The 21712-nt window shown below is 67.9% G+C and carries 25 protein-coding genes; 17 read left to right on the top strand and 8 right to left on the bottom strand.

The window, feature by feature from the left end; all coding sequences use genetic code 11:
- Positions 1-30: 30 nt before the first annotated feature.
- The 4 genes from P0Y52_11495 (at position 31) to P0Y52_11480 (ending at position 3865) form a co-directional block, all read left to right on the top strand.
- A complete protein-coding gene (locus tag P0Y52_11495) occupies positions 31-504 on the top strand; it encodes a helix-turn-helix transcriptional regulator (GenBank protein ID WEK57160.1) in 474 nt (157 codons plus the stop codon).
- Positions 505-621: 117 nt separating this feature from the next.
- On the top strand, positions 622-1098 hold the full coding sequence (locus P0Y52_11490; GenBank protein ID WEK57159.1) for a hypothetical protein: 477 nt from the start codon (positions 622-624) through the stop codon (positions 1096-1098).
- Positions 1061-1369: a hypothetical protein gene (locus P0Y52_11485; protein ID WEK57158.1), complete on the top strand. Its 309-nt coding sequence runs from the start codon at positions 1061-1063 to the stop codon at positions 1367-1369. Before P0Y52_11490 ends, P0Y52_11485 begins: the two co-directional genes overlap by 38 nt.
- Positions 1370-1531: 162 nt before the next feature.
- Positions 1532-3865, top strand: coding sequence for a TonB-dependent receptor (locus tag P0Y52_11480; GenBank protein WEK57157.1), 2334 nt, complete (start codon positions 1532-1534; stop codon positions 3863-3865).
- A 179-nt stretch (positions 3866-4044) separates the two neighbouring features.
- Here the strand turns inward: P0Y52_11480 and P0Y52_11475 are convergent, their stop codons facing one another.
- On the bottom strand, positions 4045-4497 hold the full coding sequence (locus tag P0Y52_11475; protein WEK57156.1) for a DUF983 domain-containing protein: 453 nt from the start codon (positions 4495-4497) through the stop codon (positions 4045-4047).
- A 171-nt stretch (positions 4498-4668) separates the two neighbouring features.
- Between P0Y52_11475 and P0Y52_11470 the strand changes: the two genes are divergently transcribed.
- Positions 4669-7551: a hypothetical protein gene (locus tag P0Y52_11470; GenBank protein ID WEK57155.1), complete on the top strand. Its 2883-nt coding sequence runs from the start codon at positions 4669-4671 to the stop codon at positions 7549-7551.
- 106 nt (positions 7552-7657) lie between these two features.
- Here the strand turns inward: P0Y52_11470 and P0Y52_11465 are convergent, their stop codons facing one another.
- From P0Y52_11465 to P0Y52_11455, 3 genes are all read right to left on the bottom strand, one after another.
- Positions 7658-7936: an HU family DNA-binding protein gene (locus P0Y52_11465; protein WEK57154.1), complete on the bottom strand. Its 279-nt coding sequence runs from the start codon at positions 7934-7936 to the stop codon at positions 7658-7660.
- A 114-nt stretch (positions 7937-8050) separates the two neighbouring features.
- A complete protein-coding gene (gene fliP / locus P0Y52_11460; GenBank protein ID WEK59488.1) occupies positions 8051-8842 on the bottom strand; it encodes a flagellar type III secretion system pore protein FliP in 792 nt (263 codons plus the stop codon).
- Positions 8843-9045: 203 nt separating this feature from the next.
- Complete coding sequence (locus P0Y52_11455; protein ID WEK57153.1) at positions 9046-9321, bottom strand: flagellar biosynthetic protein FliO; 276 nt, start codon at positions 9319-9321, stop codon at positions 9046-9048.
- A gap of 144 nt (positions 9322-9465) precedes the next feature.
- On the opposite strand from P0Y52_11455, the gene flgB reads away from it, so the two are divergent.
- The 4 genes from flgB (at position 9466) to P0Y52_11435 (ending at position 11236) form a co-directional block, all read left to right on the top strand.
- Positions 9466-9870: a flagellar basal body rod protein FlgB gene (flgB, locus tag P0Y52_11450; GenBank protein ID WEK57152.1), complete on the top strand. Its 405-nt coding sequence runs from the start codon at positions 9466-9468 to the stop codon at positions 9868-9870.
- Positions 9871-9883: 13 nt separating this feature from the next.
- Positions 9884-10309, top strand: coding sequence for a flagellar basal body rod protein FlgC (flgC, locus tag P0Y52_11445; protein WEK57151.1), 426 nt, complete (start codon positions 9884-9886; stop codon positions 10307-10309).
- A gap of 13 nt (positions 10310-10322) precedes the next feature.
- Positions 10323-10628: a flagellar hook-basal body complex protein FliE gene (gene fliE, locus P0Y52_11440; protein ID WEK57150.1), complete on the top strand. Its 306-nt coding sequence runs from the start codon at positions 10323-10325 to the stop codon at positions 10626-10628.
- Positions 10629-10858: 230 nt separating this feature from the next.
- The gene (locus tag P0Y52_11435; GenBank protein ID WEK57149.1) at positions 10859-11236 is read left to right on the top strand and encodes a VOC family protein; all 378 of its coding nucleotides are present in this window, start codon (positions 10859-10861) and stop codon (positions 11234-11236) included.
- A gap of 191 nt (positions 11237-11427) precedes the next feature.
- Here the strand turns inward: P0Y52_11435 and P0Y52_11430 are convergent, their stop codons facing one another.
- The gene (locus P0Y52_11430) at positions 11428-12564 is read right to left on the bottom strand and encodes an acyltransferase (protein WEK57148.1); all 1137 of its coding nucleotides are present in this window, start codon (positions 12562-12564) and stop codon (positions 11428-11430) included.
- 142 nt (positions 12565-12706) lie between these two features.
- Here P0Y52_11430 and P0Y52_11425 point away from each other — a divergent pair, with 142 nt between their 5' ends.
- A complete protein-coding gene (locus tag P0Y52_11425) occupies positions 12707-13567 on the top strand; it encodes a tetratricopeptide repeat protein (GenBank protein ID WEK57147.1) in 861 nt (286 codons plus the stop codon).
- 7 nt (positions 13568-13574) lie between these two features.
- Here the strand turns inward: P0Y52_11425 and folE are convergent, their stop codons facing one another.
- Positions 13575-14162, bottom strand: a complete 588-nt coding sequence (folE, locus tag P0Y52_11420; protein WEK57146.1) for a GTP cyclohydrolase I FolE — start codon at positions 14160-14162, stop codon at positions 13575-13577.
- Positions 14163-14315: 153 nt separating this feature from the next.
- On the opposite strand from folE, the gene fliQ reads away from it, so the two are divergent.
- The 4 genes from fliQ to P0Y52_11400 all read left to right on the top strand — a co-directional run bounded on the left by fliQ (position 14316) and on the right by P0Y52_11400 (position 18722).
- On the top strand, positions 14316-14579 hold the full coding sequence (gene fliQ / locus P0Y52_11415) for a flagellar biosynthesis protein FliQ (protein WEK57145.1): 264 nt from the start codon (positions 14316-14318) through the stop codon (positions 14577-14579).
- A 7-nt stretch (positions 14580-14586) separates the two neighbouring features.
- Positions 14587-15357, top strand: coding sequence for a flagellar biosynthetic protein FliR (gene fliR / locus P0Y52_11410; GenBank protein ID WEK57144.1), 771 nt, complete (start codon positions 14587-14589; stop codon positions 15355-15357).
- On the top strand, positions 15350-16426 hold the full coding sequence (gene flhB / locus P0Y52_11405) for a flagellar biosynthesis protein FlhB (protein ID WEK57143.1): 1077 nt from the start codon (positions 15350-15352) through the stop codon (positions 16424-16426). The genes fliR and flhB overlap by 8 nt, the downstream gene beginning before the upstream one ends.
- A 202-nt stretch (positions 16427-16628) precedes the next feature.
- Positions 16629-18722 (top strand): ATP-binding protein, encoded by a 2094-nt coding sequence (locus tag P0Y52_11400; GenBank protein WEK57142.1) that lies wholly within the window; start codon positions 16629-16631, stop codon positions 18720-18722.
- 230 nt (positions 18723-18952) lie between these two features.
- On the opposite strand, the gene P0Y52_11395 is transcribed toward P0Y52_11400, so the two are convergent.
- Positions 18953-19216, bottom strand: a complete 264-nt coding sequence (locus P0Y52_11395) for a hypothetical protein (protein ID WEK57141.1) — start codon at positions 19214-19216, stop codon at positions 18953-18955.
- Positions 19217-19323: 107 nt separating this feature from the next.
- Positions 19324-19512, bottom strand: a complete 189-nt coding sequence (locus P0Y52_11390; protein ID WEK57140.1) for a hypothetical protein — start codon at positions 19510-19512, stop codon at positions 19324-19326.
- 195 nt (positions 19513-19707) lie between these two features.
- Between P0Y52_11390 and P0Y52_11385 the strand changes: the two genes are divergently transcribed.
- The 3 genes from P0Y52_11385 to P0Y52_11375 all read left to right on the top strand — a co-directional run bounded on the left by P0Y52_11385 (position 19708) and on the right by P0Y52_11375 (position 21640).
- Positions 19708-20319, top strand: a complete 612-nt coding sequence (locus tag P0Y52_11385) for a superoxide dismutase (protein WEK57139.1) — start codon at positions 19708-19710, stop codon at positions 20317-20319.
- Positions 20320-20487: 168 nt separating this feature from the next.
- Positions 20488-21105 carry a 30S ribosomal protein S4 gene (gene rpsD / locus P0Y52_11380; protein WEK57138.1) on the top strand — a complete coding sequence of 206 codons (618 nt, stop codon included), beginning with the start codon at positions 20488-20490 and terminating at the stop codon, positions 21103-21105.
- Between the two features lie 139 nt (positions 21106-21244).
- A complete protein-coding gene (locus P0Y52_11375; GenBank protein ID WEK57137.1) occupies positions 21245-21640 on the top strand; it encodes a hypothetical protein in 396 nt (131 codons plus the stop codon).
- Positions 21641-21712 lie beyond the last annotated feature (72 nt).

Genomic DNA, 21712 nt, shown 5'->3' with positions numbered 1-21712 from the left:
AATGACGATTTCCTCGTTAACGCTGGCCGCGTGACGCTGGACCCTGACCTTCCGAAACTGACCCCCCGCGAACTGGAGATCGTCCGGCTGGCCGGCCTGCGCCTGGGCGACAAGGAGATCGCCCAACAGCTGAACCTGTCGCCGCGCACCGTCCAGAACCATCTGCACCGCGCCTATGAAAAGCTGGGCGTTTCCGACCGCTTGCAGGCCGCGCGCCGCCTGAGTGATCTCTACTCAGGGGGATCAATCCCCATTCCCGACGCCGCGCCGGTTGAGCCATCTGCCCCTGTCTCTGCAACGCCTTCGACAGCGTTCGGCGACGGGAAGACGCGGACGTCGCTTTATCAGCGATATGTCGCGTTGGAAGGCTGGCGCCGACCCAGGAAGCTGGGGGGCTCCCTGTTGTGGCTGATCCTCGCCTGGTCTCTGATCTGGCTGCTGATCGCCGCAGTCGGCGCCAGCCTCGCCAACCCCGTCCTCGAAGCGATCGAAAGCCTGCGGTGATTTTCAATCCTCGGGGTGAATATCGATGATGACAGGTCAATGAGACAGCGCCCGCATCGGGTCGCCGCTGCCGCCGTGGGCGCGCGCGGACGGCGCGCGGGCTGATTTCGAACCATCATGCATCCCGTCCAGATCATCCTCATCCTCGCCAATCTGATCGCCTTCGCCCTGCTCTTGTGGCGGGGCGGGACGGTCGAGCGGCTGGCGGTGGCGGCGCTGACGGCGGCCCAGGTCCTGTCGGTGTTTCTGGTGCCGTGGGACATCAACGGGCTTCGGGTCGGGGTGATGCTGGTGGATGTGGCCCTGTTTGCCGCCCTTTGGGGCCTGGCCGAACGGGGTCGTCGCTGGTGGCTGGTCGCCTGCGCCGGATTTCAGCTGATCATGGTGGTCAGCCATCTGGCGCCCCTTCTCGCTCACGAGCGATTGGGCTGGGCCTCCGTCACCTTGCAATGGATCGCCTGGACCTTCGTCAGCCTGACGGCCTTCGCCGGGGTCTGGGAGGCCGGGGCCGATCAACGCTTCGCCCGGGAGGGGCGCGATGGCGCAAGAATGGACCATGGAGGCGGCGCGCGCGCTGCTTCATCAGTGGAATAGACGCAAGGTCGACGGCGCGGTGCGCGTCGGCGGGCTGCTGGTCGACCTGGACGCGGTGGAAACCTGGCTTCTGGGGCAGCAGCCGGCGTCCCTGGTCGAGGCCGAACGGCTGCTGGACCTGATCGCGGCTCATGAGGCGGGCCTGGACGGCGACCTGACCGGCCTGTGCCGCGTCGGCGGGGCGGTGCGTAACGATGTCAGCCGTCATCGCAGCCGTGTGGACGTCAGTTTCGCCCCTTGCGCCTCCGGGCCCATGGCCGGGCGGGCCTGAAAAGTCATCATTTGCTGACGCGAGGGAAGGCTTTCAACGCGTCAGCCTGACTGCTAGAGCGCGACTTCTGTCCGCGACAAAGGCCGTGCGCCGTCGCTCCGCAAAGCGGTTCCCCCCTTCATGAACTCCCCTGTCCGCGCCGCGTATCTCGCGTCCGTCGCCTTGCCCCTGCTCGTTTTCGCCGCGCCCGTTTTCGCCGAAGACGCGGCGATCGCGGGGCCGAGCCAGGTGTCCGACATCGTGGTGACGGCCCAGCGGCGCGAAGCGACCCTGGCGGCCACGCCCCTGTCTCTGACGGTGGCGGGCCAACCCCTGCTTGACGATGCGGGCGTGCGCGACATCAAGGACCTGCAGATCCTGACGCCGGGCCTGATCGTGGCCTCGACCTCCAACCAGACCTTCACCACGGCCCGTATTCGCGGCGTCGGCACGGTGGGCGACAATCCGGGGCTGGAAAGCTCGGTCGGCGTCATGATCGACGGGGTCTATCGCCCGCGCAACGGCGTGGCGCTCGGCGATCTCGGCGAGATCGAGCGTATTGAGGTGCTCAAAGGCCCGCAGCCCACCCTGTTCGGCAAGAACGCCTCGGCGGGCGTCATCAACGTCGTCACCGCCGCGCCGTCGTTCACCCCGCGTCTGGCGGGCGAAACGACGTTTGGCGACTACGGCGTGGCGGGCGGCTCGGCATCGCTGACGGGACCCATCGTCGATGAGGTTCTGGCCGGGCGGCTCTACGTGGCCACGCGTCGTCGCGACGGCCTCTATGACGTCAGGACCGGCGACGGCCCGCGCACCGAAGCCGACGATCAGAACGAGCACTACGACACCCTGCGCGGCCAGCTGTTGTGGCGCGCGACGCCCGACCTGACCGCCCGCCTGACCGCCGACTGGACCGAGCGGGACGAGCGTTGCTGCGTCGGCGTGCAGCTTGTGACCGGCGGAACCGCGCCCTTGCTGGCGACCTTCGCCCCCGATGGCGGGGTGGCGGCGACGCCCAACCCGTGGGCGCGTGTCGCCTACTCCAATCGTGACACCAACACCCGTATCCGCGACCGGGGTCTGGCCCTGCACCTGAGCGCCGACCTGGGCTGGGCGACGCTGGAAAGCACCACGGCGGTGCGCGACTGGCGCGGCGTCATCAGTCAGGACTGGGACTTCACCTCGGCCGACCTGGCCTATCGTCCCGACGACGGCAGCTGGTCCAACCGCTTCCGCACCCTGACCCAGGAACTGCGTCTGTCTGGCCAGCGCGACAGGCTGGACTGGTCAGCGGGCCTCTTCCTGTCGGACGAGACCCTGACCCGCCGCGACAGCCTGCTCTATGGCGCCGACTACGAGGCCTATGTCAGCCGTCTGCTGTCGCGCTCCGGCGCCAGTCCGCTGGGCGACCCGACCTATGTCTCGACCCTGACGGGTCTGGCCGTCGGACAGAGCTTCGTCGAGGGTGAGGGCCAACTGGACCGCTATCGCCAGAAGGCGCAGTCGGCGGCCCTGTTCGCCCAGGTCTCCTATGCCGTCACCGACCGCCTGACCCTGACCGGGGGCCTGCGCCGCACGCACGAGACCAAGGACATGAGCGCGGCCTATGAAAACACCGACGGCGGTCGCGCCTGCGCCGCCGCCCTGGCCAACAACGTGACCAACGCCACCCTCTGCCTGCCCTGGTCCAACCCGGCCTTCAATAACCTGAAGACGTCCGAGACGGTCAAGGATCAGGCCTGGACCGGCCTGGCCCGCGCCGAATATCAGGCGGCCGAGGGGCTGCGCCTCTACGCCGGCTGGTCGCGCGGTCGCAAGAACGGCGGCTTCAATCTGGACCGGGGCCAGACCAATCTGGTCCCCGACGCTTCGCGCGCCTTCGGGGCGGAAACCGCCGACGCCTGGGAGGCCGGGGTCAAGAGCGTCCTGCTGGATCGTCGCCTGCTCGTCTCGGCCGCCGCCTTCCGTCAGACCTACGACGACTTCCAGCTCAACACCTTCCTGGGCACCACCTTCCTGGTGCGTTCGATCCCCGAGGTGCGGGCCAAGGGCGTCGAGGCGGACTTCATGCTGACGCCGGTCGAGGGCCTGTCGCTGCAAGGCGGGCTCACCTATGCTCAGACCGAATACGGTCATGACCCCATCGCCGGCCTGCCGCTGCTGGCCGGGCGTCGCCTGAACTTCGCGCCCCTGTGGAGCGGGTCTCTGGCTGGGACCTATGAGCGGCCGGTGGGGGCGGGGCTGACCGGGCGCGTCACGCTCGCGGCCAAGTATTCGTCGGAATACAACACCGGCTCGGATCTCGATCCGGCCAAGAGCCAGCCGGGCTTCTGGCTGGTCGACGGCCGCGTCGCTCTGGCGAAGGATGAAGCCTGGAGCGTCGAGCTCTGGGGCCGCAACCTGTTCGATCAGGATTACCGCCAGGTGGCCTTCGGCGCGCCCTTCCAGTCGGGCACCCTCGGCGCCTTCCTCGGCGCGCCGCGCACCGTGGGCGTGACGCTGCGGGTGACGCGCTAAATCTCTTCCTTCTCCCCTTGAGGGAGAAGGTGGCAGGCAGAGCCTGACGGATGAGGGGTGACGGCGGCGCGGGTTGAAACCCAGCCTCGTCGCCCGTTCTCCGACTTCATGATCTTGCGCTGACACCCCTCATCCGAGCGCCTCCGGCGCCCACCTTCTCCCTCAAGGGGAGAAGGAAGCTAGCTCTTGTCGCGCGCTTCGTCCCGCGCGGCGCGCTCGGCCTGACCGCGCCAGCCATAGCCGTCGCCGTGCTTGCCGACGCTGGAGAAGACGGCTTCCTCGGCCTTGTGGAAATACTGTTCGGCCACCATCCAGCCCTTGAAGGGGCGCAGCACGCCCAGGCACATCAGGGCCAGGATCGGCAGGGTGACGATGAAATGCACCCAGATCGGCGGGTGGACGTTGAACTCGAAGATCATGAAGCCGATCATGCCGACGATCCCCACCGCCGACATGACGAAGAAGGCCGGGCCGTCCGCCGGGTCGGCGAAGCCATAGTCCAGGCCGCAGTTCGAGCAGTCCTTGCGGATGGTCAGATAGCCCTGGAACAGCGGCCCCACGCCGCAGCGCGGGCAGCGGCAACGCACGCCGGTCTTCAGCGGGCTGAGGGGCGGATAGACGGGGTCTGACACAGGAACACCTGACGGAACGGGGTGACGATAACGCCGATACCGCCGATGTCGCCCTTTCGCGCGCGCGTCGCAAGCGGGTGATTTGTCCTACCTGCCGGGCAAGGCCGGGCGGCGGATCGTTTAGCCGGCGTTAACCGCGATGAAAGCCCTTTCGCGCGAGGGTGCGCGCGTATGTCCGGGGCCACCGTCAGCAAGCGTGTTCTGAAGACGACCGTGGCGGCCGCCGCGGCGGGCGTCGTCGTGTTCGCGCCCCTGGCCCCGCATGCCGAGGGCGCCGCCGTCAGCAGCGGCCCGGTCGAGATCCGCGTCGGCGCCAACACCGGCTTCACCAAGATCGAATTCGCCGGGGCTGTCGGCGCGCGCGCCCGAGTGCGCCAGGACGGCCGCGCCGTCATCATCCGCATCGGCACGACCGCCGCCCCGGATGTCAGCCGCCTGCGTGTCGATCCGCCCAAGGGGGTTGAGAAGGTCGAGACCCGCTCGGTGCAGGGCGCGACGGAACTGGTCCTGACCCTGGCCGAGGGGGCGGGCGTCCGCTCCGGCGCCGCCGACGGCGCGGTCTGGCTCAACCTCTATGCGCCCGGCGCCGTGCCCGAGGGCGCCAAGCCCTCGGTCGTGCCCGCCGGCGGGGCCGTGCCTGTCGCCGCCGAGGTCAAGGATCAGGCGACCAGTCTGACCTTCGCCTGGGCCGCGCCGGTCGGGGCCGCCGTCTTCCGTCGCGGCGACGCCGTCTGGGTGGTGTTCGACGCCGCCGCCCGCATGAATATGCCCGCCGCCGCCAAGGCCGGCGACGCGGCCAAGGCGCGCTGGGCCGCCGGGCCTGACTTCACCGCTATCCGCATTCCCGCCGCCGAGGGCCAGACGGTGTCCGCCCGCGCCGACGGGGCGTCGTGGATCGTCACCCTGGGCGGAACCGCGCCGACCGTCAGCGGCGTCGAGATCGGCCGCGACGACAGCGCCCAGACCGCCCTGACCGCGCGCATGGCCGGGGCCACCAAGACTGTCTGGCTGACCGATCCCATGGTCGGCGACCGCTTCGCCGCCGTCACCGCCCTGGCCCCCGGCAAGGGCATGTCGCGGGGCCGCCGCACCGTCGATCTGACCCTGCTGCCCACCGCCCAGGGTCTGGCGGTCGAGACGCCGACCGACGACCTGACCGTCAAGGCCGAGGGCGACATCGTCACCCTGTCGCGGCCCAGGGGCCTGCGCCTGTCGCCGCCGACCGTGGGGCTGGAAGCCGCAGCCGCCGAAACCCACGCTCCGCGCGCCGCCGTCCGCCCGGCCCTGATCATCGCCGACTGGGCCGATCTGGGCGGCGACAGCTTCAGCAACCGTCACCGCATTCTCCAGACCGCCGCCGAACTGGAAAGCGGTCGGGCCGCCGAGGACCCGCGCGCGCCCATCGAATCCCGCCTGGCCTACGCCCGCTTCCTGGTGGGGCAGGGCCTGGGTTATGAGGCCATCGGCGTGCTCAACGCTCTGGTCAAGCAGACCCCGGCCATGCAGGGCGTGGCCGAGGTGCGCGGCCTGCGCGGCGCCGCCCGCGCCGCCATCGGCCGCTATGCCGAGGCCGAGGCCGACTTCTCCGCCGGGGCGCTGGCGGGCGATCCCTCGACCCGCGTCTGGCAGGGCTATATCGCCGCCCAGCGCAGCGACTGGACCACGGCGCGTCAGGCCTTCGCCGCCGGGTCCGGCGTGGTCGACAACTTCACCCCCGAATGGCGCGCCCGTTTCGGCACGGCCCACGCCCTGGCCGCCGTCGAGACCGGCGACCTGGCCGCGGCGACCGAACTGCTGGCCTATGTCTTCAGCCAGCCGGGCATTTCGGCGGCGGATCAACTGACCGCCCGTCTGGTCCAGGCCCGGCTGTTCGAACTGGAACAGAAGCCGGCCCAGGCCCTGGCCGTCTACAAGGCCATAGCACGCGCGCCGCTGGATGGAATTTCCACCCCCGCCCGCCTCGGCGTGGTCCGTCTGGAAATGGCCAAGGGGACGATGAAGCCCGATGCGGCGGCGGCCCAACTCGAAGCCCTGAAGTGGCGCTGGCGCGGCGACGGCACCGAACTGGCCGTGATCCGCAGCCTGGGCGAGCTGTATCTGTCGCAGGGCCGCTATCGCGAGGCCCTGACCACGCTGAAGGCGGCGGGTCGCAAGATCGTGGTCCTGCCCGGCGGCGATAAACTGCAGTCCGATCTGGACAACGCCTTCCGTGCTCTGTTCCTCGACGGCGCCGCCGACGGCCTGCAGCCGGTGCAGGCCCTGGCCCTCTTCTTCGACTTCCGCGAGCTGACCCCGGTCGGCGCCGACGGCGACGAGATGGTTAGGCGTCTGGCCCGGCGTCTGATCGACGTCGATCTGCTGGATCAGGCGGCGGAACTGCTGAAATATCAGGCCGACAACCGCCTCGACGGCGTGGCCAAGGCGCAGGTCTCGACCAACCTGGCCGCCGTCTATCTGATGAACCGTCAGCCGGAACAGGCGCTGCAAGCCCTGTGGTCGTCGCGCACCACGCTTCTGCCCACCGCCATGAACATCGAGCGCCGGGCGCTGGAGGCCCGCGCCCTGATGGAGCTGGGCCGCTACGATCACGCGCTGGAGGTCCTGGGCAAGGACGCCTCGCCCGCCGGCCGCGACGTGCGCGCCGAGATCTTCTGGAAGCAGCAACAGTGGGGCGCGGCCGCCGCCCTCTACGAACAGCGTCTGGGCGACCGCTACAAGGACGGCTCTACGCCGCTGACGGCGGACGAGGAGAACCGGCTGATCCGCGCCGGGGTCGGCTATTCGCTGGCGCGCGACGCGGGCGGCTTGAACCGTCTGTCGCGCAACTATTCAGGCTTTGCTGACAAGGCCCGTTCGGCGGGGGCCATCCGCATCGCCCTGGCTGGACTGGACGGCGCCGACGGCTCGGGCCGTCCGCAGGACTTCGCCGCCCTCAGCGCCGGGGCCGACACCTACGCCGGCTGGATCGCAGCCACCAAGGCGGAGTTCAGACAGAAAACGGGCGGAGACCGCCCTGCGACCCCCGCCCGTGCCCAGGTGGCCGGGGCCACCTGATTTTCTCTTTTAAGAGAGGCCCCTAACGCCTCGCACGCGGTGCGAGGCTACTTGAGGGGCAAAGCCGGACAGTTCGTGAAATCACGACCCCGTCTGGCCTAAAGGCTTAGCCGTTGACGGCGTCCTTCAGGGGCTTGGAGACGCGGAAGCGCACAGCCTTCGAAGCCGCGATCTTGATGGTCGCGCCCGTGGCCGGGTTGCGGCCTTCACGCTCGGCGCGCTCGGCGGTGTCGAACACGCCCAGGTTCGAGATGCGAACGTCCGAACCCGAAACCAGGCTCTTGTGGATGTTCTTGACGATAGCGTCGAGGACGCGCGTGGCGTCGGCCTGCGAGACACCAGCGTCCTTGGCGACGGCGGCGATCAGTTCGGCTTGAGTGGTCATAAGGGCTTTCCCAAAGGTGGTCGTCCGATTCCCGGACGAAGACCTGAGGATCAACACGCGTTTGCCTCAGCTTGGCAAGCCCGCATCACGCTCAAAGCCCCTGAGGCCGGGGACTTATCCCCCGCCGGCGCCTCTCTGGAAGCTCTCGACCAGGCTTCCGGCCACCAGCCGCCAGCCGTCCACCAGCACGAAGAAGATCAGCTTGAACGGCAGGGAGATGACCACCGGCGGCAGCATCATCATCCCCATGGACATCAGCACGCTGGCCACCACCAGATCGATCACAAGGAACGGAACGAAAAGAAGAAATCCGATCGTGAAGGCCTTCTTCAACTCGCTGATCATGAAGGCCGGCGTCACCACCCGCAGGGGCAGTTCCTGCACGTCCTTGGGGGGCTCGATTTTCGACAGTCGGGTGAACAGGGCGAGGTCGCCGCGATCCACCTGAGCCAGCATGAAGGTTTTCACCGGTTCCGACGCCGCATCGAAGGCCTGGGGCAGCTCCATCTGCTGATCCATCAGCGGTCGGATGCCCGAATCATAGGCGTCCTGCCAGGTCGGGGCCATGACGATGGCGCTGAGGAACAGGGCCAGGGACACCAGGACGGCGTTGGGCGGCGACTGCTGCATGCCCAGGGCGGTCCTCAGCAGCGACAGCACCACGATGATCCGCACGAAGCTGGTGGTCATGATGACGATCGAGGGCGCCAGCGACAGCACGGTCATCAGCCCGACCAGCTGCACCACGCGTTGCGTCAGGCCGGCGCCGGTCCCCAGGTCGATATTGATGGCCGACCCGTTCTGCGCCACCTCCTGCGCCAACGCGCCCAGCGGCCAGACCAGACAGAGCAGGGTGGTGATCAGCGACAGCAGGGCGGCGCGCTTCAACTCGGCGCGCGACGGCAGGGCGAAAACGCTCTCCCTCCCCGTCCCGGGGAGGGTGGCTGAGCCCGAAGGGCGAAGCCGGGTGGGGGCGCTTCGGCTATTCAAGCGTAGGCTGCTCAGGTCGAGATTGCTCAGGTGTTGAGTCCAGCATCGCCAGGCCCTCCCCACCCGGTCGCTGCGCGACCACCCTCCCCGGGACGGGGAGGGAGAGGCGTCGTGGCGGCTCATTTCGCATCTCCAGAACCGCGCGGCTCGATCAGCTCGCGGCCTTCGCCCAGCAGGATCAGCCGTTCCTCGGCGTCGACCCGCACCAGGACCAGACGCCTTGCAGGGTCCAGCACCAGGGTCTCGATCACCTGCAGCCGTCGCGCGCCCCGCTCGGCCTGAAGCTTCGCCAGGATCTTGGGCGCATAGCGGCGCGCCGCCCAGGCGGCGAGACCGATCAGGCCCAGGGTGATGGCCAGGCCGAACACCGCCCGGAACAGGTCGAGGAAATTCATGCGAAGTTCGAGCCCACACGGCGCCGGTATGCGCGCCGCTTCGCCCGCAGGTTTCGCGTCTCGTAGTTAACGCCGCGTTTAGGAACACGGAATATTAACCATGGAGGCGGCAAATTCTGCCGATCAACCGTTCGAGGGGCTTTCGTGTCCGTCACCGACATTCCGCTGCTGAACCAGATCAAGGGCCGTCTCGGATGGCTCGACGATCGTCAGCGCGTGATCGCCCAGAACGTCGCCAACTCCGACACCCCCGGCTTCATGGCGCGCGATCTGAAGGCGCCGACCGACTTCGCCGAGGCGATGCGCACCGGCGGCGGCCTGAAGATGGTCGCCACCAACGCCCGCCACATCACCCCGGCGGGGCAGACGGCGCGGTTCGAGTCGCTGAACGCGCCCGATTCCGAGACCACGCTCGACGGCAACTCGGTGGTGGTCGAGGAGCAGATGCTCAAGATGGCCGAGAGCCGCATGGCCTATGACGCCGCCATCGGCTTCTACCAGAAGTCCATGCAGATGATCCGCATGGCCGCCAAGAAGCCCGGCGCCTGAGGGAGACTGAACCATGCCTGATCCCGTCACCGTGACCCCGCGCAACACCGCCATGGGCGTCGCCGCCGGCGCGCTGAAGGCGCAGCAGTCGCGCATGCGCATCATCGCCGAGAACATCGCCAACGCCCAGTCGACGGCCCTGGTCGCGGGCGGCGAGCCCTATCGTCGCCAGACCCCGGTCTTCCAGGCGCGCAAGGTCGACGGCGCCACCGGCGTGGTTCTGGCCGAGGTCCGCCCCGATCAGAGCCCCTTCCGTGTCGAGTACGACCCTTCGCACCCGGCGGCCAACGCCGAGGGCTATGTCCAGCGGCCCAACGTCGACACCCTGGTCGAGGCCATGGACATGCGCGAGGCGCAGCGCGCCTATGAGGCCAATCTCAATGTCATCGAGACGGCGCGGAACATGGAGTCCCGCACCCTCGACATCATCAAGAAGTAAGAGGGCCTAGATCATGAATCCCATGATGGCGGCCAAGGCCTATGCAGCGGTTCAGGGCGGGGCCATGCCCACGGCCCCCAGCGCGGCTGCGGCGACGCAAGGCCCCGGCTTCTCCGAGCTGCTGCAAGGCGTGATGAACTCGACGACGCAGCAGACGCGCGGCGCCGAAACCCAGATGGCCCAGATGGTTCAGGGCCAGGGCAGCCTGATCGACGTCGTCACCGCCGTCTCGTCCGCCGAAGCCTCGCTGGAAACCGTCATGGCCGTCCGCGATCAGGTCATCTCGGCCTATCAGGAAATCATGCGGATGCCGATCTGACGGCTCCTGCCCTTTCCTCCCCATTTCATGGGGAGGGGGACCACGTAGTGGTGGAGGGGGCGACGCGACGCCGGACGTTTAGTCGTCGAACCTGATAACGTGGCGCCGCCCCCTCCGTCTCGGACGCTATCGCGTCCGATCCACCTCCCCATCGTTTCGCGACAGGGAGGAATGATGGTGGGATCGAACCCCCGCCCTCAGCGGTTCTCTCCTGAACAGGGAGAAACCTCATGCTCAAGAACAAGAACTCCTCGGCCATCGTGGCGGTGAAGGATCTGGATCGCGCCAAGGCCTTCTATTCCGACGTGCTGGAGCTGAATCTGGCCGACACCTCCAACGAGGGCATGCTGGGCTATCGCACCGGCTCGACCTGGCTGACGGTTTACAAGTCCGACTTCGCCGGGACCAATCAGGCCAACGCCGTGACCTGGGACGTCGGCGTCGAGCTGGACGACATCGTCGAAGGTCTGAAGGGCAGGGGCGTGACCTTCGAGCACTATGACGACATGGGCCGCCAGGGCGACATCCATGTCTGCGGCTCGATGCGTCTGGCCTGGTTCAAGGATCCCGACGGCAACATCCTGCATCTGGTCGGCTCGACGGGGTGACGGCGATCCTCCCCTGCGCAGCGGGGGAGGGGGACCATGCGGAGCATGGTGGAGGGGGCGGATACAGGCTGAGGCTTCTAGACCGGAGGACGGCGTGTGACGCTCGCCCCCTCCACCGCCTTGGCGGCTGCGCGCCGCCCTTCGGGTCGGCGGTCCCCCTCCCCCGTCGCTTCGCGACAAGGGAGGATCAATCACCCCTCCAGCGAGACCACCGGCGCCTTGATCTCGGCGTGGGCGCGGCCGCGCGCCTTCAGCCAGGCGCGGATGCGCTTCTGGATCGGGTTGTCGACCACGTAGTGGAACAGGAAGGCGAAGACGAAGGCCGCGCCGACGCCCATGACCCACAGACCCCAGCGCCAGATCTCGCCCAGGCTCAGCTTGTCGGCCAGGGCCTCGGCCAGGCCGAACCAGCCGATGCGGACCACTTCGTTGGAGATGAACATGGAGAAGGAGACAACCGCCGCCTGCTCGATCAGCTTCGACGGCTTCGTCACCGGCACGGCGCCCGCCGCCAGGATGATGATCGAGATCAGGGTCAGCGAGATCAGGGCGTGCTTGTCGAAATACTGCACCCCCGCCAGGCCGAGCGCCGCCAGCAACAGGGCCCAGCCGGCCAGACGCGGGTTGATCCAGACGCCTTGCGCAAACCAGGCCAACCCCATGCCGAGCACGAACAGCGGCAGGGCGCGCCAGATGCCGAGGTTCAGCGGCATCTGATAGACGGGATAGTTCAGGATGGCCCAGCACAGCTCATTGGCCGCCAGATAACCAACCACCACCAGCCCCAGCGCCAGCCACGGCCCGACCCGCGTCAGGCCGCGCAGCACCCAGGGGAAGGCCAGATAGCAGCCCAGCAGGGCCGAGATCGACCAGCTGGGCGCGTTCCAGCCCAGACCGCCATAGACGCCGAACGACTGGACCAGCGCCACCTGCGCCGGCAGCTGATCCCAGGCGAACCACTCGGGATGGCTGGGCGGCGCGCCGATGGCCGTGCCCAGCAGGACCATGGCCACCAGCAGGGCCAGCATGATCAGATGGGCCGGAAACACGCGCAAAGAGCGCTTGAGGAAGAAGTCCGTCTTGGACATCCGCCCGCCGCCGACCGCTGCGCCGTAAACCCGCATCAGCACATAGCCGCTGTCGATCAGGAAGAAGTTGGTCAGCAGGAAGCCGCCCCGCTCGAACACCGGATGCACCGCCTCGGCCAGAGGAACCGGCGCCGAGGCCTGGAAGTGATGCAGGATGATCAGTGACGCCACGATGAAACGCAGGGCGTCCAACCACCCGCCCCGCATGATCGGCGGCGGCTCATTATGGGACGAAAACATGCTCCAGCCCATGACGAGGCCTCCTTCAGTCGGGGGACTCGCAAGAAGGGGGCCGGTTTGCGGGTCGATCACCCTTTCAAAGCGTGACTGTAGTACGTTAGGGTAACGCTGTAATTTCTGAGGATGCGCCGCGGGGGCGAGCATGATGGTCTTGATGTTGAAGCGGGCGGCGGCTCTGGCGGCAGCCTCGCTCCTGATGGCGCTGGCTTCGCCAGCGGCGAGCGCTGCGGCGGGGCAGGCGGCCGGCGCCGAGGCGGCGAGCGAGCCCTCGGCGCCCAAGGTGAGCATCAACGTCGTGGATGGAGAGCTGTCGCGTCAGGAACGGCGCGACCTGCAGTTGCTCGAGCGCGCCATGCGCGATGTTCAGGCGCGCGGCTTCGCGGGGCTGGACCGGCATCTGGAGGGGTTGCGCCGTGCTCTCGACGGCGCGCCTGCCGCCTATCCCCAGATGGAGCAGCGCGGCAAGGGCGAGTGGATTCTGCGCTCGGACGACCTCGGCGAGACTATGGTGCTGGCGACCGTCATCCAGTCGATGGCCGGGGGCGAGGGCGTCAATACGGTGACGGTGCGCCGCCAGCCGAACGTCTATCCTCTTATCGCCTTGATCCTGGGCAGCGAAGCGGTGGAGCGGCGGCGTCTGGACGAGGCCGTGAAGGTTCTCGACCGCGGCCTGGCCTTGCAGGACGACGACTGGATGCTGCTGAAGGAGAAGGCGTCCGCGCTTCAGGCCGGCGGGCGTCATGACGAGGCTCTTGCGGTTCTCGATCAGGCCCTGGAGTCGGATTCGCTGCGCATCCTTTTGAATGCCGGGCCGCTGCATCGCGGGCGCGGGTTCAGCCTGATCGAGCAGGGGCGCCTCAAGGACGCCCGCGCAGCCTATGACGAGGCGCTGGAGCTTGACCCGGAAGACGAATACGCCAAGCGCCAGCTCGCCTACATCGACGCTTTGGAGGCCGGTCAGCCCCCTGTCGCGGGAAGCGTCATTCCGCCGCCCGCGACCTAGGGGCGGTTCAGCCCCGCACCAGCCGCAGGAATTCCTCGCGGGTGCGCGGGTCTTCGCGGACGGAGCCCAGCAGGCAGCTGGTGGACAGGCTGGCGCCGGGGACGTCGACGCCGCGCATGGTCATGCAGCTGTGCTCGGCCTCGATGACCACGCCGACGCCGTGGGGGCGCAGCACGTCCTGGATGGCGTGGGCGATGTCCGAGGTCATCTTTTCCTGGATCTGCAGGCGCCGCGCAAAGCCGCGCACCACGCGGGCCAGCTTGGAGATGCCGACCACGCGATCCGTGGGCAGGTAGCCGACGTGGGCCACGCCGACGACCGGCAGCATGTGGTGTTCGCAGAAGCTGACGAAGCGGATATTCTTCAGCACGACCAGTTCGTCGTAGCCGCCGACCTCCTCGAAGGTCTTCTCCAGATATTGGCGCGGCTCGACCTCATAGCCCTGGAACAGCTCGCGATAGGACTTGGCCACCCGCTTGGGCGTTTCCACCAGGCCCTCGCGGTCGGGATTGTCGCCCGCCCACTGGATCAGGGTGCGAACGGCGGCTTCGGCTTCGGCCTGCGAAACGGTGGGTTTGTGCGCGTGGTCAGTCATAGCGTGTCCATATAGCCGGGCGCGGCGATCAATCCAGTCGTCAGATCGCCATGGTCAGAAATGGAATGTACGTCCGGGCGGACAGATTGGGTTTCCTAAACGGCCTGTTAACCATCCTGTCGGCATTTTCTGCCCAGTTCCCGGGAGTGGTCGATGAACGGCGCGGAAGTTCTGGATATTGGCCGCGACGCCATCTGGCTGACGATTCAGCTGTGCGCGCCCGTGCTCGTGGTCGGCCTGGTGGTCGGCGTGACCATCGGTCTGTTTCAGGCCCTGACGCAGATTCAGGAACAGACCCTGATCTATGCGCCCAAGATCATCGCCATCTTCGTGTCGCTGCTGCTGTTCCTGCCGCTGATGGGGGCGCTGCTGGGCGGCTTCATGCGCGAGATCGCCGCCCGCATCGCCGGGATGTAGGCCGCACGTGGAGTCCTACGCCACCGCCGAACAGATCTGGGCCGGCGGGCTGATCTTCGCGCGCGTCGGCGCGATCCTGATGACCATTCCCGGCATTGGCGAATCCTATGTGCCGCCGCGCGTGCGCCTGTCGCTGGCCCTGCTGCTGTCGCTGGTGCTGTGGCCGCTGGTGGCCGGGACCCTGCCGGCCCTGCCGCCGACCCTCGGGGGCATGGTGGGCTGGATCATCCGTGAGGTCCTGACGGGTCTGGCCATCGGCATGATCCTGCGCAGCTTCATGACGGCTCTGGTCACGGCGGGCGAGATCATCTCGGCCCAGACGACCCTGGGCTTCGCCCAGACGGCCAACCCGCTTCAGGCCTCGCCCGGTTCGACCCTGTCGGCCTTTCTGATGCTGCTGGGGGTGACGTTGATCTTCGCCACCAACACCCACCACCTCTTCATCGCCGGCATCCTGGGCTCCTATGAGGCCATCTCTCCGGCCAAGCCGATGATCGCGGCCGACTTCGCCGCCATGGCGGTCAAGACGGTGGGCCAGAGCTTCATGCTGGGGGTCCAGCTGTCGGCGCCGGTCCTGGTCTTCGCCCTGATCTTCAACCTGGCGTCCGGCCTGGTGGCGCGGGTCATGCCGGCGTTTCAGGTCTATTTCGCCGCCGCCCCGCTCAGCGTCCTGCTGGGCCTTTCGATCTTCGCGCTGAGTCTGGGCGTGATGGGGACCATCTTCATCGACCGCTATCGCGCCCTGGCGCGGGTGTTCACGGGAGGGAGCCTTGGCTGAAGGTTCCGATCCCGAGTCGAAAACCGAAGAGGCCACCCCGCGAAAGCTTGAGGAGGCCCGAAAGAAGGGCGACGTCGCCAAGTCGCCGGACGTGGCGGCGGCCATGTCGCTGGCGGGCGCGACGGCGGTCCTGCTGATCGGCGGCGGCTATTTCTCGCGTCAGATGGCCGAGGACATGCTGCCCTTCCTGGCCGAGCCCCACGCCATGATCGGCGGCCTGCAGGCCGGGGCGGGGGTCGAGATCGGCATGCGCGCCGTCTGGGCCGTGACGCCCTTTCTGGCGGTCCTGATGCTGGCGGTCATCCTCGGCGGGGTGGGGGGCAACCTGGCCCAGTCGGGCTTCCTGTTCACCGCCGAGAAGATCAAGCCGAAGTGGTCGGCGGTCAGCCCCCTGTCCGGCTTCAAGCGCATCTTCGGCCCGGACGGCGTCGTCCAGTTCATCAAGACCTTCCTGAAGCTGATCGCCATCGGCGCCGTCTGCTGGATGGTGCTGAAGCCGCACACGCGCGAGCTGGAAAACCTGGCGGCCATGAGCCCGGCCATGATCCTGCCCTTCGCGCGCGACCTGGCGGCGTCGCTGATGATCTCGGCCCTGATCTTCCTGGGCTTTACCGCCGGGGCCGACTTCATCTGGCAGAAGTTCCGCTTCGCCAAGCGGATGCGGATGACCAAGGAAGAGACCAAGGAAGACTACAAGCAGACCGAAGGCGACCCCCATGTCAAAGGCAAGCTGCGTCAGATCCGCATGCAGCGCAGCCGCCAGCGGATGATGCAGGCCGTCCCGACCGCCACCGTCGTCGTCACCAACCCGACCCACTATTCGGTGGCCCTGCGCTATGAGCCGGATCAGGGCGACGCCGCCCCCATCTGCGTCGCCAAGGGCGTGGACGCAGTGGCCTTCCGTATCCGGGAAATGGCGAAGGAAAACGGCGTCCCGGTCGTCGAGAACGTGCCCCTGGCCCGCGCCCTCTATGCCGCGGTCGAGGTGGACGAGGTTATCCCGCGCGAGCATTTCGAGGCGGCGGCCAAGGTGATCGGCTTCGTCATGCAGGGACGGAAGCGGCGGTGAGGCGCGGGATCGAAGCGCTGCGCCTCTCCCTCCCCTTCATGGGGAGGGTGGCTGACGCGCAGCGTCAGACGGGTGGGGGCGGCTTGGCTGTTCAAGCGCTGCGCTTGTCTCGCCCGGCCCTCCCCACCCGGTCGCTGCGCGACCACCCTCCCCGAACGGGGAGGGAGAGGCGTCCCGTTAGGGCGCACGAACGAGCTTCGGTATGCTGATGGTTAATGATTCGCGCGGGCAGGACGCCATGACGATTTCCCGGCCGAAGGCGGCGACCACGCGCCGTCCGACCTTTGATCCCTTGCTGGTGGTGATGGCCCTGGGCTTCGCCCTGGCGGTGGCGGCCATGGTCTATCCGGCGTTCCGCACCAATGCGATGACGGCGCCGGGCCTGATCCTGATCTTTGCGGCGGGAGCCACGGCCCTGATCTGGCTGTTCGCCTTTGGCCGGGCCGAGGTGCGTCGCGCTCACGGCGACACCGCGGTCGAGATGCTGGACGCCATGGCCGAGCCCGCCGCCCTGGTCTGGCCGTCCGGTCAGGTCCTGGCCTACAACGCCGCCTGGGCCGAGGAGAACGGCGCCGTCACCGCCCTGCCGCGCGGCAAGTCGGCGCAGGCCCTCTACATGGCCTTCGCCCAGGCCCGCGAAGGCCATCAGGGCCGCGCCATCGTCCAGATCGGCGCCCGCGAGATCGAGGTCCTGATCGGTCAGGCGGGGCAGGGGCGTTTCCTGGTCCGCGCCGCCCCCGACGCCGTCCTGCCCGTGCCGCAGACCGCCCCCGTCGCCGCCCCCGCCAAGGTCAGCGGCGAGGCCCGCGCCATGGCCGCCGGCGCGCCCTTCGGCTCGACGGTCATCGCCGGCGACGACCTGTTCGCGGGCAAGGCCGAGGATTCCAACGCGGCCCTGGCCGTCCTGACCGGCCCGGCCGCCTCGGGCGACGCCGCCTTCGGCCATCTGTTCGACCTGGCGGGCGTGACCGAGGCCAGGACCAAGCTGGCGGCCGGGTCTTCCGGCCCGATCGAGCTGGTGGCCCGCGCCTATCCCGACCGCCACCTGCACCTCTATGTCGCCCCGGAAGGCGACAAGCGCCGCGTCTGGCTGTTCGACGTCTCGGCCCAGAAGTCGATGGAGCTGCAGCTGTCGCAGGCCCAGAAGATGCAGGCCGTGGGCCAGCTGGCCGGCGGCGTGGCGCACGACTTCAACAACCTGCTGACCGCCATACAGATGCAACTGTCCGAGCTGCTGGAGCGCCACCCGGTCGGCGACCCCTCCTATGACGGGCTGAACCAGATCCGCCAGACCGGCATCCGCGCCGCCGATCTGGTGCGCAAGCTGCTGGCCTTCTCGCGCAAGTCGACGGTGCGGCGCGAGCGTCTGGACCTGGGCGAACTGGTCGGCGAGTTCGCCGTCCTGCTGCGCCGCCTGCTGCGCGAGGACGTCCGTCTGGAGACCGACTATGGTCGCGACATGCCTCTGGTCCTGGCGGACAAGAGCCAGCTGGAAACCGCCGTCATGAACCTGGCGGTCAACGCCCGGGACGCCATGCGCGGCGTGGTCGAGCCGGGCGCGGGCGTGGTGACCATCAAGACCCGCCGCCTGACCGAAGCTCAGGCCCGCGACATGGGCTGGCGCGAGGCCGCCGGCGAGATCGCCCTGATCGAGGTCTCTGACACCGGCCCCGGCGTGCCGCCCGAACTGGTCGACAAGATCTTCGAGCCCTTCTTCACCACCAAGGCGGTCAACGAAGGCACCGGCATGGGGCTGGCCACCGTCTATGGCATCGTCCAGCAGGCGGGCGGCCACATCAGCGTCTCGAACCTCGACGGGGCCGGCGCCGCCTTCCGCATCTTCCTGCCCGCCGCCTCGGCCGAGGAACTGGTCGCCGCCCCGGTGGTGGAGAAGGCGGTCAAGGCCGCGCCGCGCGACCTGTCGGGCGCGGGCCGCATCCTGTTCGTCGAGGACGAAGCCGCCGTGCGCGGCATCGCCGCCCGCCTGCTGCGTCAGCGCGGCTATGAGGTGATCGAGGCCTGCGACGGCGAGGAGGCCCTGATCCTGGCCGAGGAATGGGCGGGTCAGATCGACATGATGATCTCCGACGTCATCATGCCGGGGCTGGACGGCCCGTCCCTGCTGAGGAAGGCGCGTCCCTTCCTCGGCGACGCCCCGGTCATGTTCATCTCGGGCTATGCCGAGAGCGACTTCTCGGACCTGCTGCAGGACGAGACCGGCGTCTCCTTCCTGCCCAAGCCCCTGGACATCAAGACCCTGGCCGAACGCGTGAAACAGGAACTCCACGCGGGCTGATCGCCGCTTCTTTCCTCCCCACTCGTGGGGAGGGGGACCGCCCTCGGGTCTTGCCTTCGGCAAGCCCAAGGACAGGCTGAGCGGTGGAGGGGGCGGCGCAGAGGCTTGCCGATCTGAGCATCCCTCGGACAAGGCGGCGCCGCCCCCTCCGTCTCGGCCGCTATGCGTCCGATCCACCTCCCCATCGCTGCGCGACAGGGAGGAAAGCGGTCGTCTCGCCCGAGATTTGGCTAGGCGTCGCCGCCGCTCCGGGATCGCTCGACCGTCGTGGTGGTTTCGCCATTGGGCCGGGTGGTCGTCGTTGTGGTTGTCGTGGTGGTTCGCTCCCACAGGGTGCAGTCCATCGACGAGCCGCCGCCGGGTTGCGATGTGGTTCGGCACTGGGCCTCGGCGGCGTCCGCTGAACGCACCGCCTCCGCCGGACCGGCGGCGCAGGCGGACAAGGTCAACCCGGTCGCCAGGACGGCGGCCATCATGGCGCAAGATTTCAGCATGGCGATGCTCCCCACAATTCCCGTTCTGGCCAGTCTGCCCGACCCGGCGCGCCGCGCAAGCGTCAGCCGTTCTTCCTTCCCCCTATGTCATGGGCAGGCAGGCCACCTCACACCCTCACATCGAAATGGCGCGGTTCGCCGTCGCGGCGTTCGCGGGCGGCGTCGTGCAGGGTGTCGGCCAGGTCGAGCAGGTGGTGACGGCGCAGGCGCGGGATGATCTCCAGCAATTGCAGCCTCAGGGTCTCGGCTTCGGCGTCGGTCAGGGGGGCGGGCCGATGGAGGGAACGAGCGGGCATGGCGATCCTCCTTTCGGGAGGGCTCTGGACGGTGTCAGGGCGACCCTTGGGAAACAGGTGTTTTGCCGGTCCGGTTCCCTATTCGGCGCTCGAGGGGCGAAAAACTGAACAAAGGCCGCGGTTAAGGCTTGGGTCTTTCGTGCGCGGCCCTAGATAGGGGCCAGACGAATTCAAACGCCGAAGAGGACGCTCCCCATGGCCTTCACCCTGCCCCCGCTGCCCTATGCCCACGACGCGCTGGAGCCCGTCATCGACAAGGAGACGATGAGCTTCCACTACGACAAGCATCATCAGACCTATGTCGACAACCTGAACAAGGCCGTGGCCGCCGCGGGCGTCGAAGGCCAGTCGTTCGACGAACTGTTCGCCAAGATGTCGACCCTGCCGGTCGCCGTGCGCAACAACGCCGGCGGCGTGTGGAACCACACCTTCTTCTGGGAAGGCCTGGCCCCGGTCGGCACGGGCGGCGCGCCCTCGGCTGAGCTGGCCGCCGCCATCGACGCCGACCTGGGCGGCATGGACGCCTTTAAGGAGGCCTTCAACGCGGCCGGCTTGGGCCGCTTCGGTTCGGGCTGGGCCTGGCTGATCGTGCAGGACGGCAAGCTGAAGATCATTTCGACGCCGAACCAGGACAACTCCCTGATGGACTTCGCCGAGGAGAAGGGCGCGCCCCTGCTCGTCGCCGACGTCTGGGAACACGCCTACTACCTGAAGTATCAGAACCGCCGCGCCGAGTTCCTGGCCGCCTTCTGGTCCATTGTGAACTGGAACAAGGTCAACGACCTGTTCGCCGCCGCCAAGGGCTGAAACGCCCGTCTGGCTTGACTCTGGAGGGGCGGGCCTTCATAAGCTCGCCCTTCTCGCATCGGGTTCCGGCCCGAGGCGCGGATTGACTACGGACGATGCGTGGACCGCCGTTGAGATCGCCGCTCCAATCGGGGAGGGGCCGGGCCGCATCAGCATGAAGAGTGACTTATGTCCAAGCGCCATAGCGCCAAGTACAAACTCGATCGGGTCATGGGTGAAAACCTGTGGGGCCGCGCCAAGTCTCCGGTTAACAAGCGCTCGTACGGCCCCGGCCAGCACGGTCAGCGCCGCAAGTCGAAAGTCTCGGACTTCGGCCTGCAACTGAAGGCCAAGCAGAAGCTCAAGGGCTACTACGGCAACATCACCGAGAAGCAATTCTCGGCCATCTACGATGAAGCCGGCCGCCGCAAGGGCAACACCTCGGAAAACCTGATCGGTCTGCTGGAATCGCGTCTGGACGCCATCGTCTACCGCGCCAAGTTCGTCCCGACCGTCTGGGCCGCTCGCCAGTTCGTCAGCCACGGCCACGTGACTGTCGACGGCAAAAAGGTCGACATCGGTTCGTACCGCGTCAAGCCGGGCCAGGTTGTCGAGATCAAGGAAAAGTCGCGCGCCATGGCTCTGGTGCTCGAAGCCCAGCAGTCGTCGGAACGCGACGTGCCGGACTACCTGGAACAGGGTGATCGCGGCTTCTCGGTCCGTTACGTCCGCGTGCCGGAACTGTCCGACGTGCCGTACCCGGTCAAGATGGAACCGAACCTGGTCGTCGAATACTACTCGTCCTGATTTCAGGCGTTCGACGATAGAGTTGATGGAAGCCCCGGTGCGAACCGGGGCTTCTTTCTTATTCAGGATCCGCTGTTCCCTTGCGGAGAGAAGCAGCGCATTCTGACCGGGTGGACAGGGTCCGCCCCGGAAGGCCGAGATGAGACGAATTCCCGCCCTTGGCGTTGTCGCCGCCGCCGTCGCTGTCGCCGCGCTCTCGGCCTGCGTCTCCACGCCGGTCGTCCAGACCGCCGACATGCCGGGTCAGCTGGAACCGGTTCACGCTGCGGCCTTCACCCAGGACATGGCGGTCTTCTGGGTCAGTTCGAACGGCTGCACCGGAAAGGACGACGTCAAACCCTTCGTCACCCGGCTGCGCGACAGCGCGGTCATCACCCTGCGTCGTCTGGATGAGGACCGCTGCCAGGACGTCAAGCCCGAGGGGGTGCAGTTGCAGTGGTCGTTCGAGGAACTGGGCCTGGAGCCCGGCGCCCAGGTCTCGGTCAACAACCCCTATATGCTGCGGCAGGACGTCAAGACGAACGCGGCGTCCTGAGCCCGATTGGCGCGGCTAAGGCTTCGTTAGCCATGCCGGACGACGCTGGATTAAGGTTTACGCCCCTAGGAA

Source organism: Candidatus Brevundimonas phytovorans (genome assembly GCA_029203145.1).
Taxonomy (GTDB): Bacteria; Pseudomonadota; Alphaproteobacteria; order Caulobacterales; family Caulobacteraceae; genus Brevundimonas; species Brevundimonas phytovorans.
The sequence above is the reverse complement of the archived record's forward strand: the minus strand, read 5'-3'. Positions and strand labels throughout refer to the sequence as shown.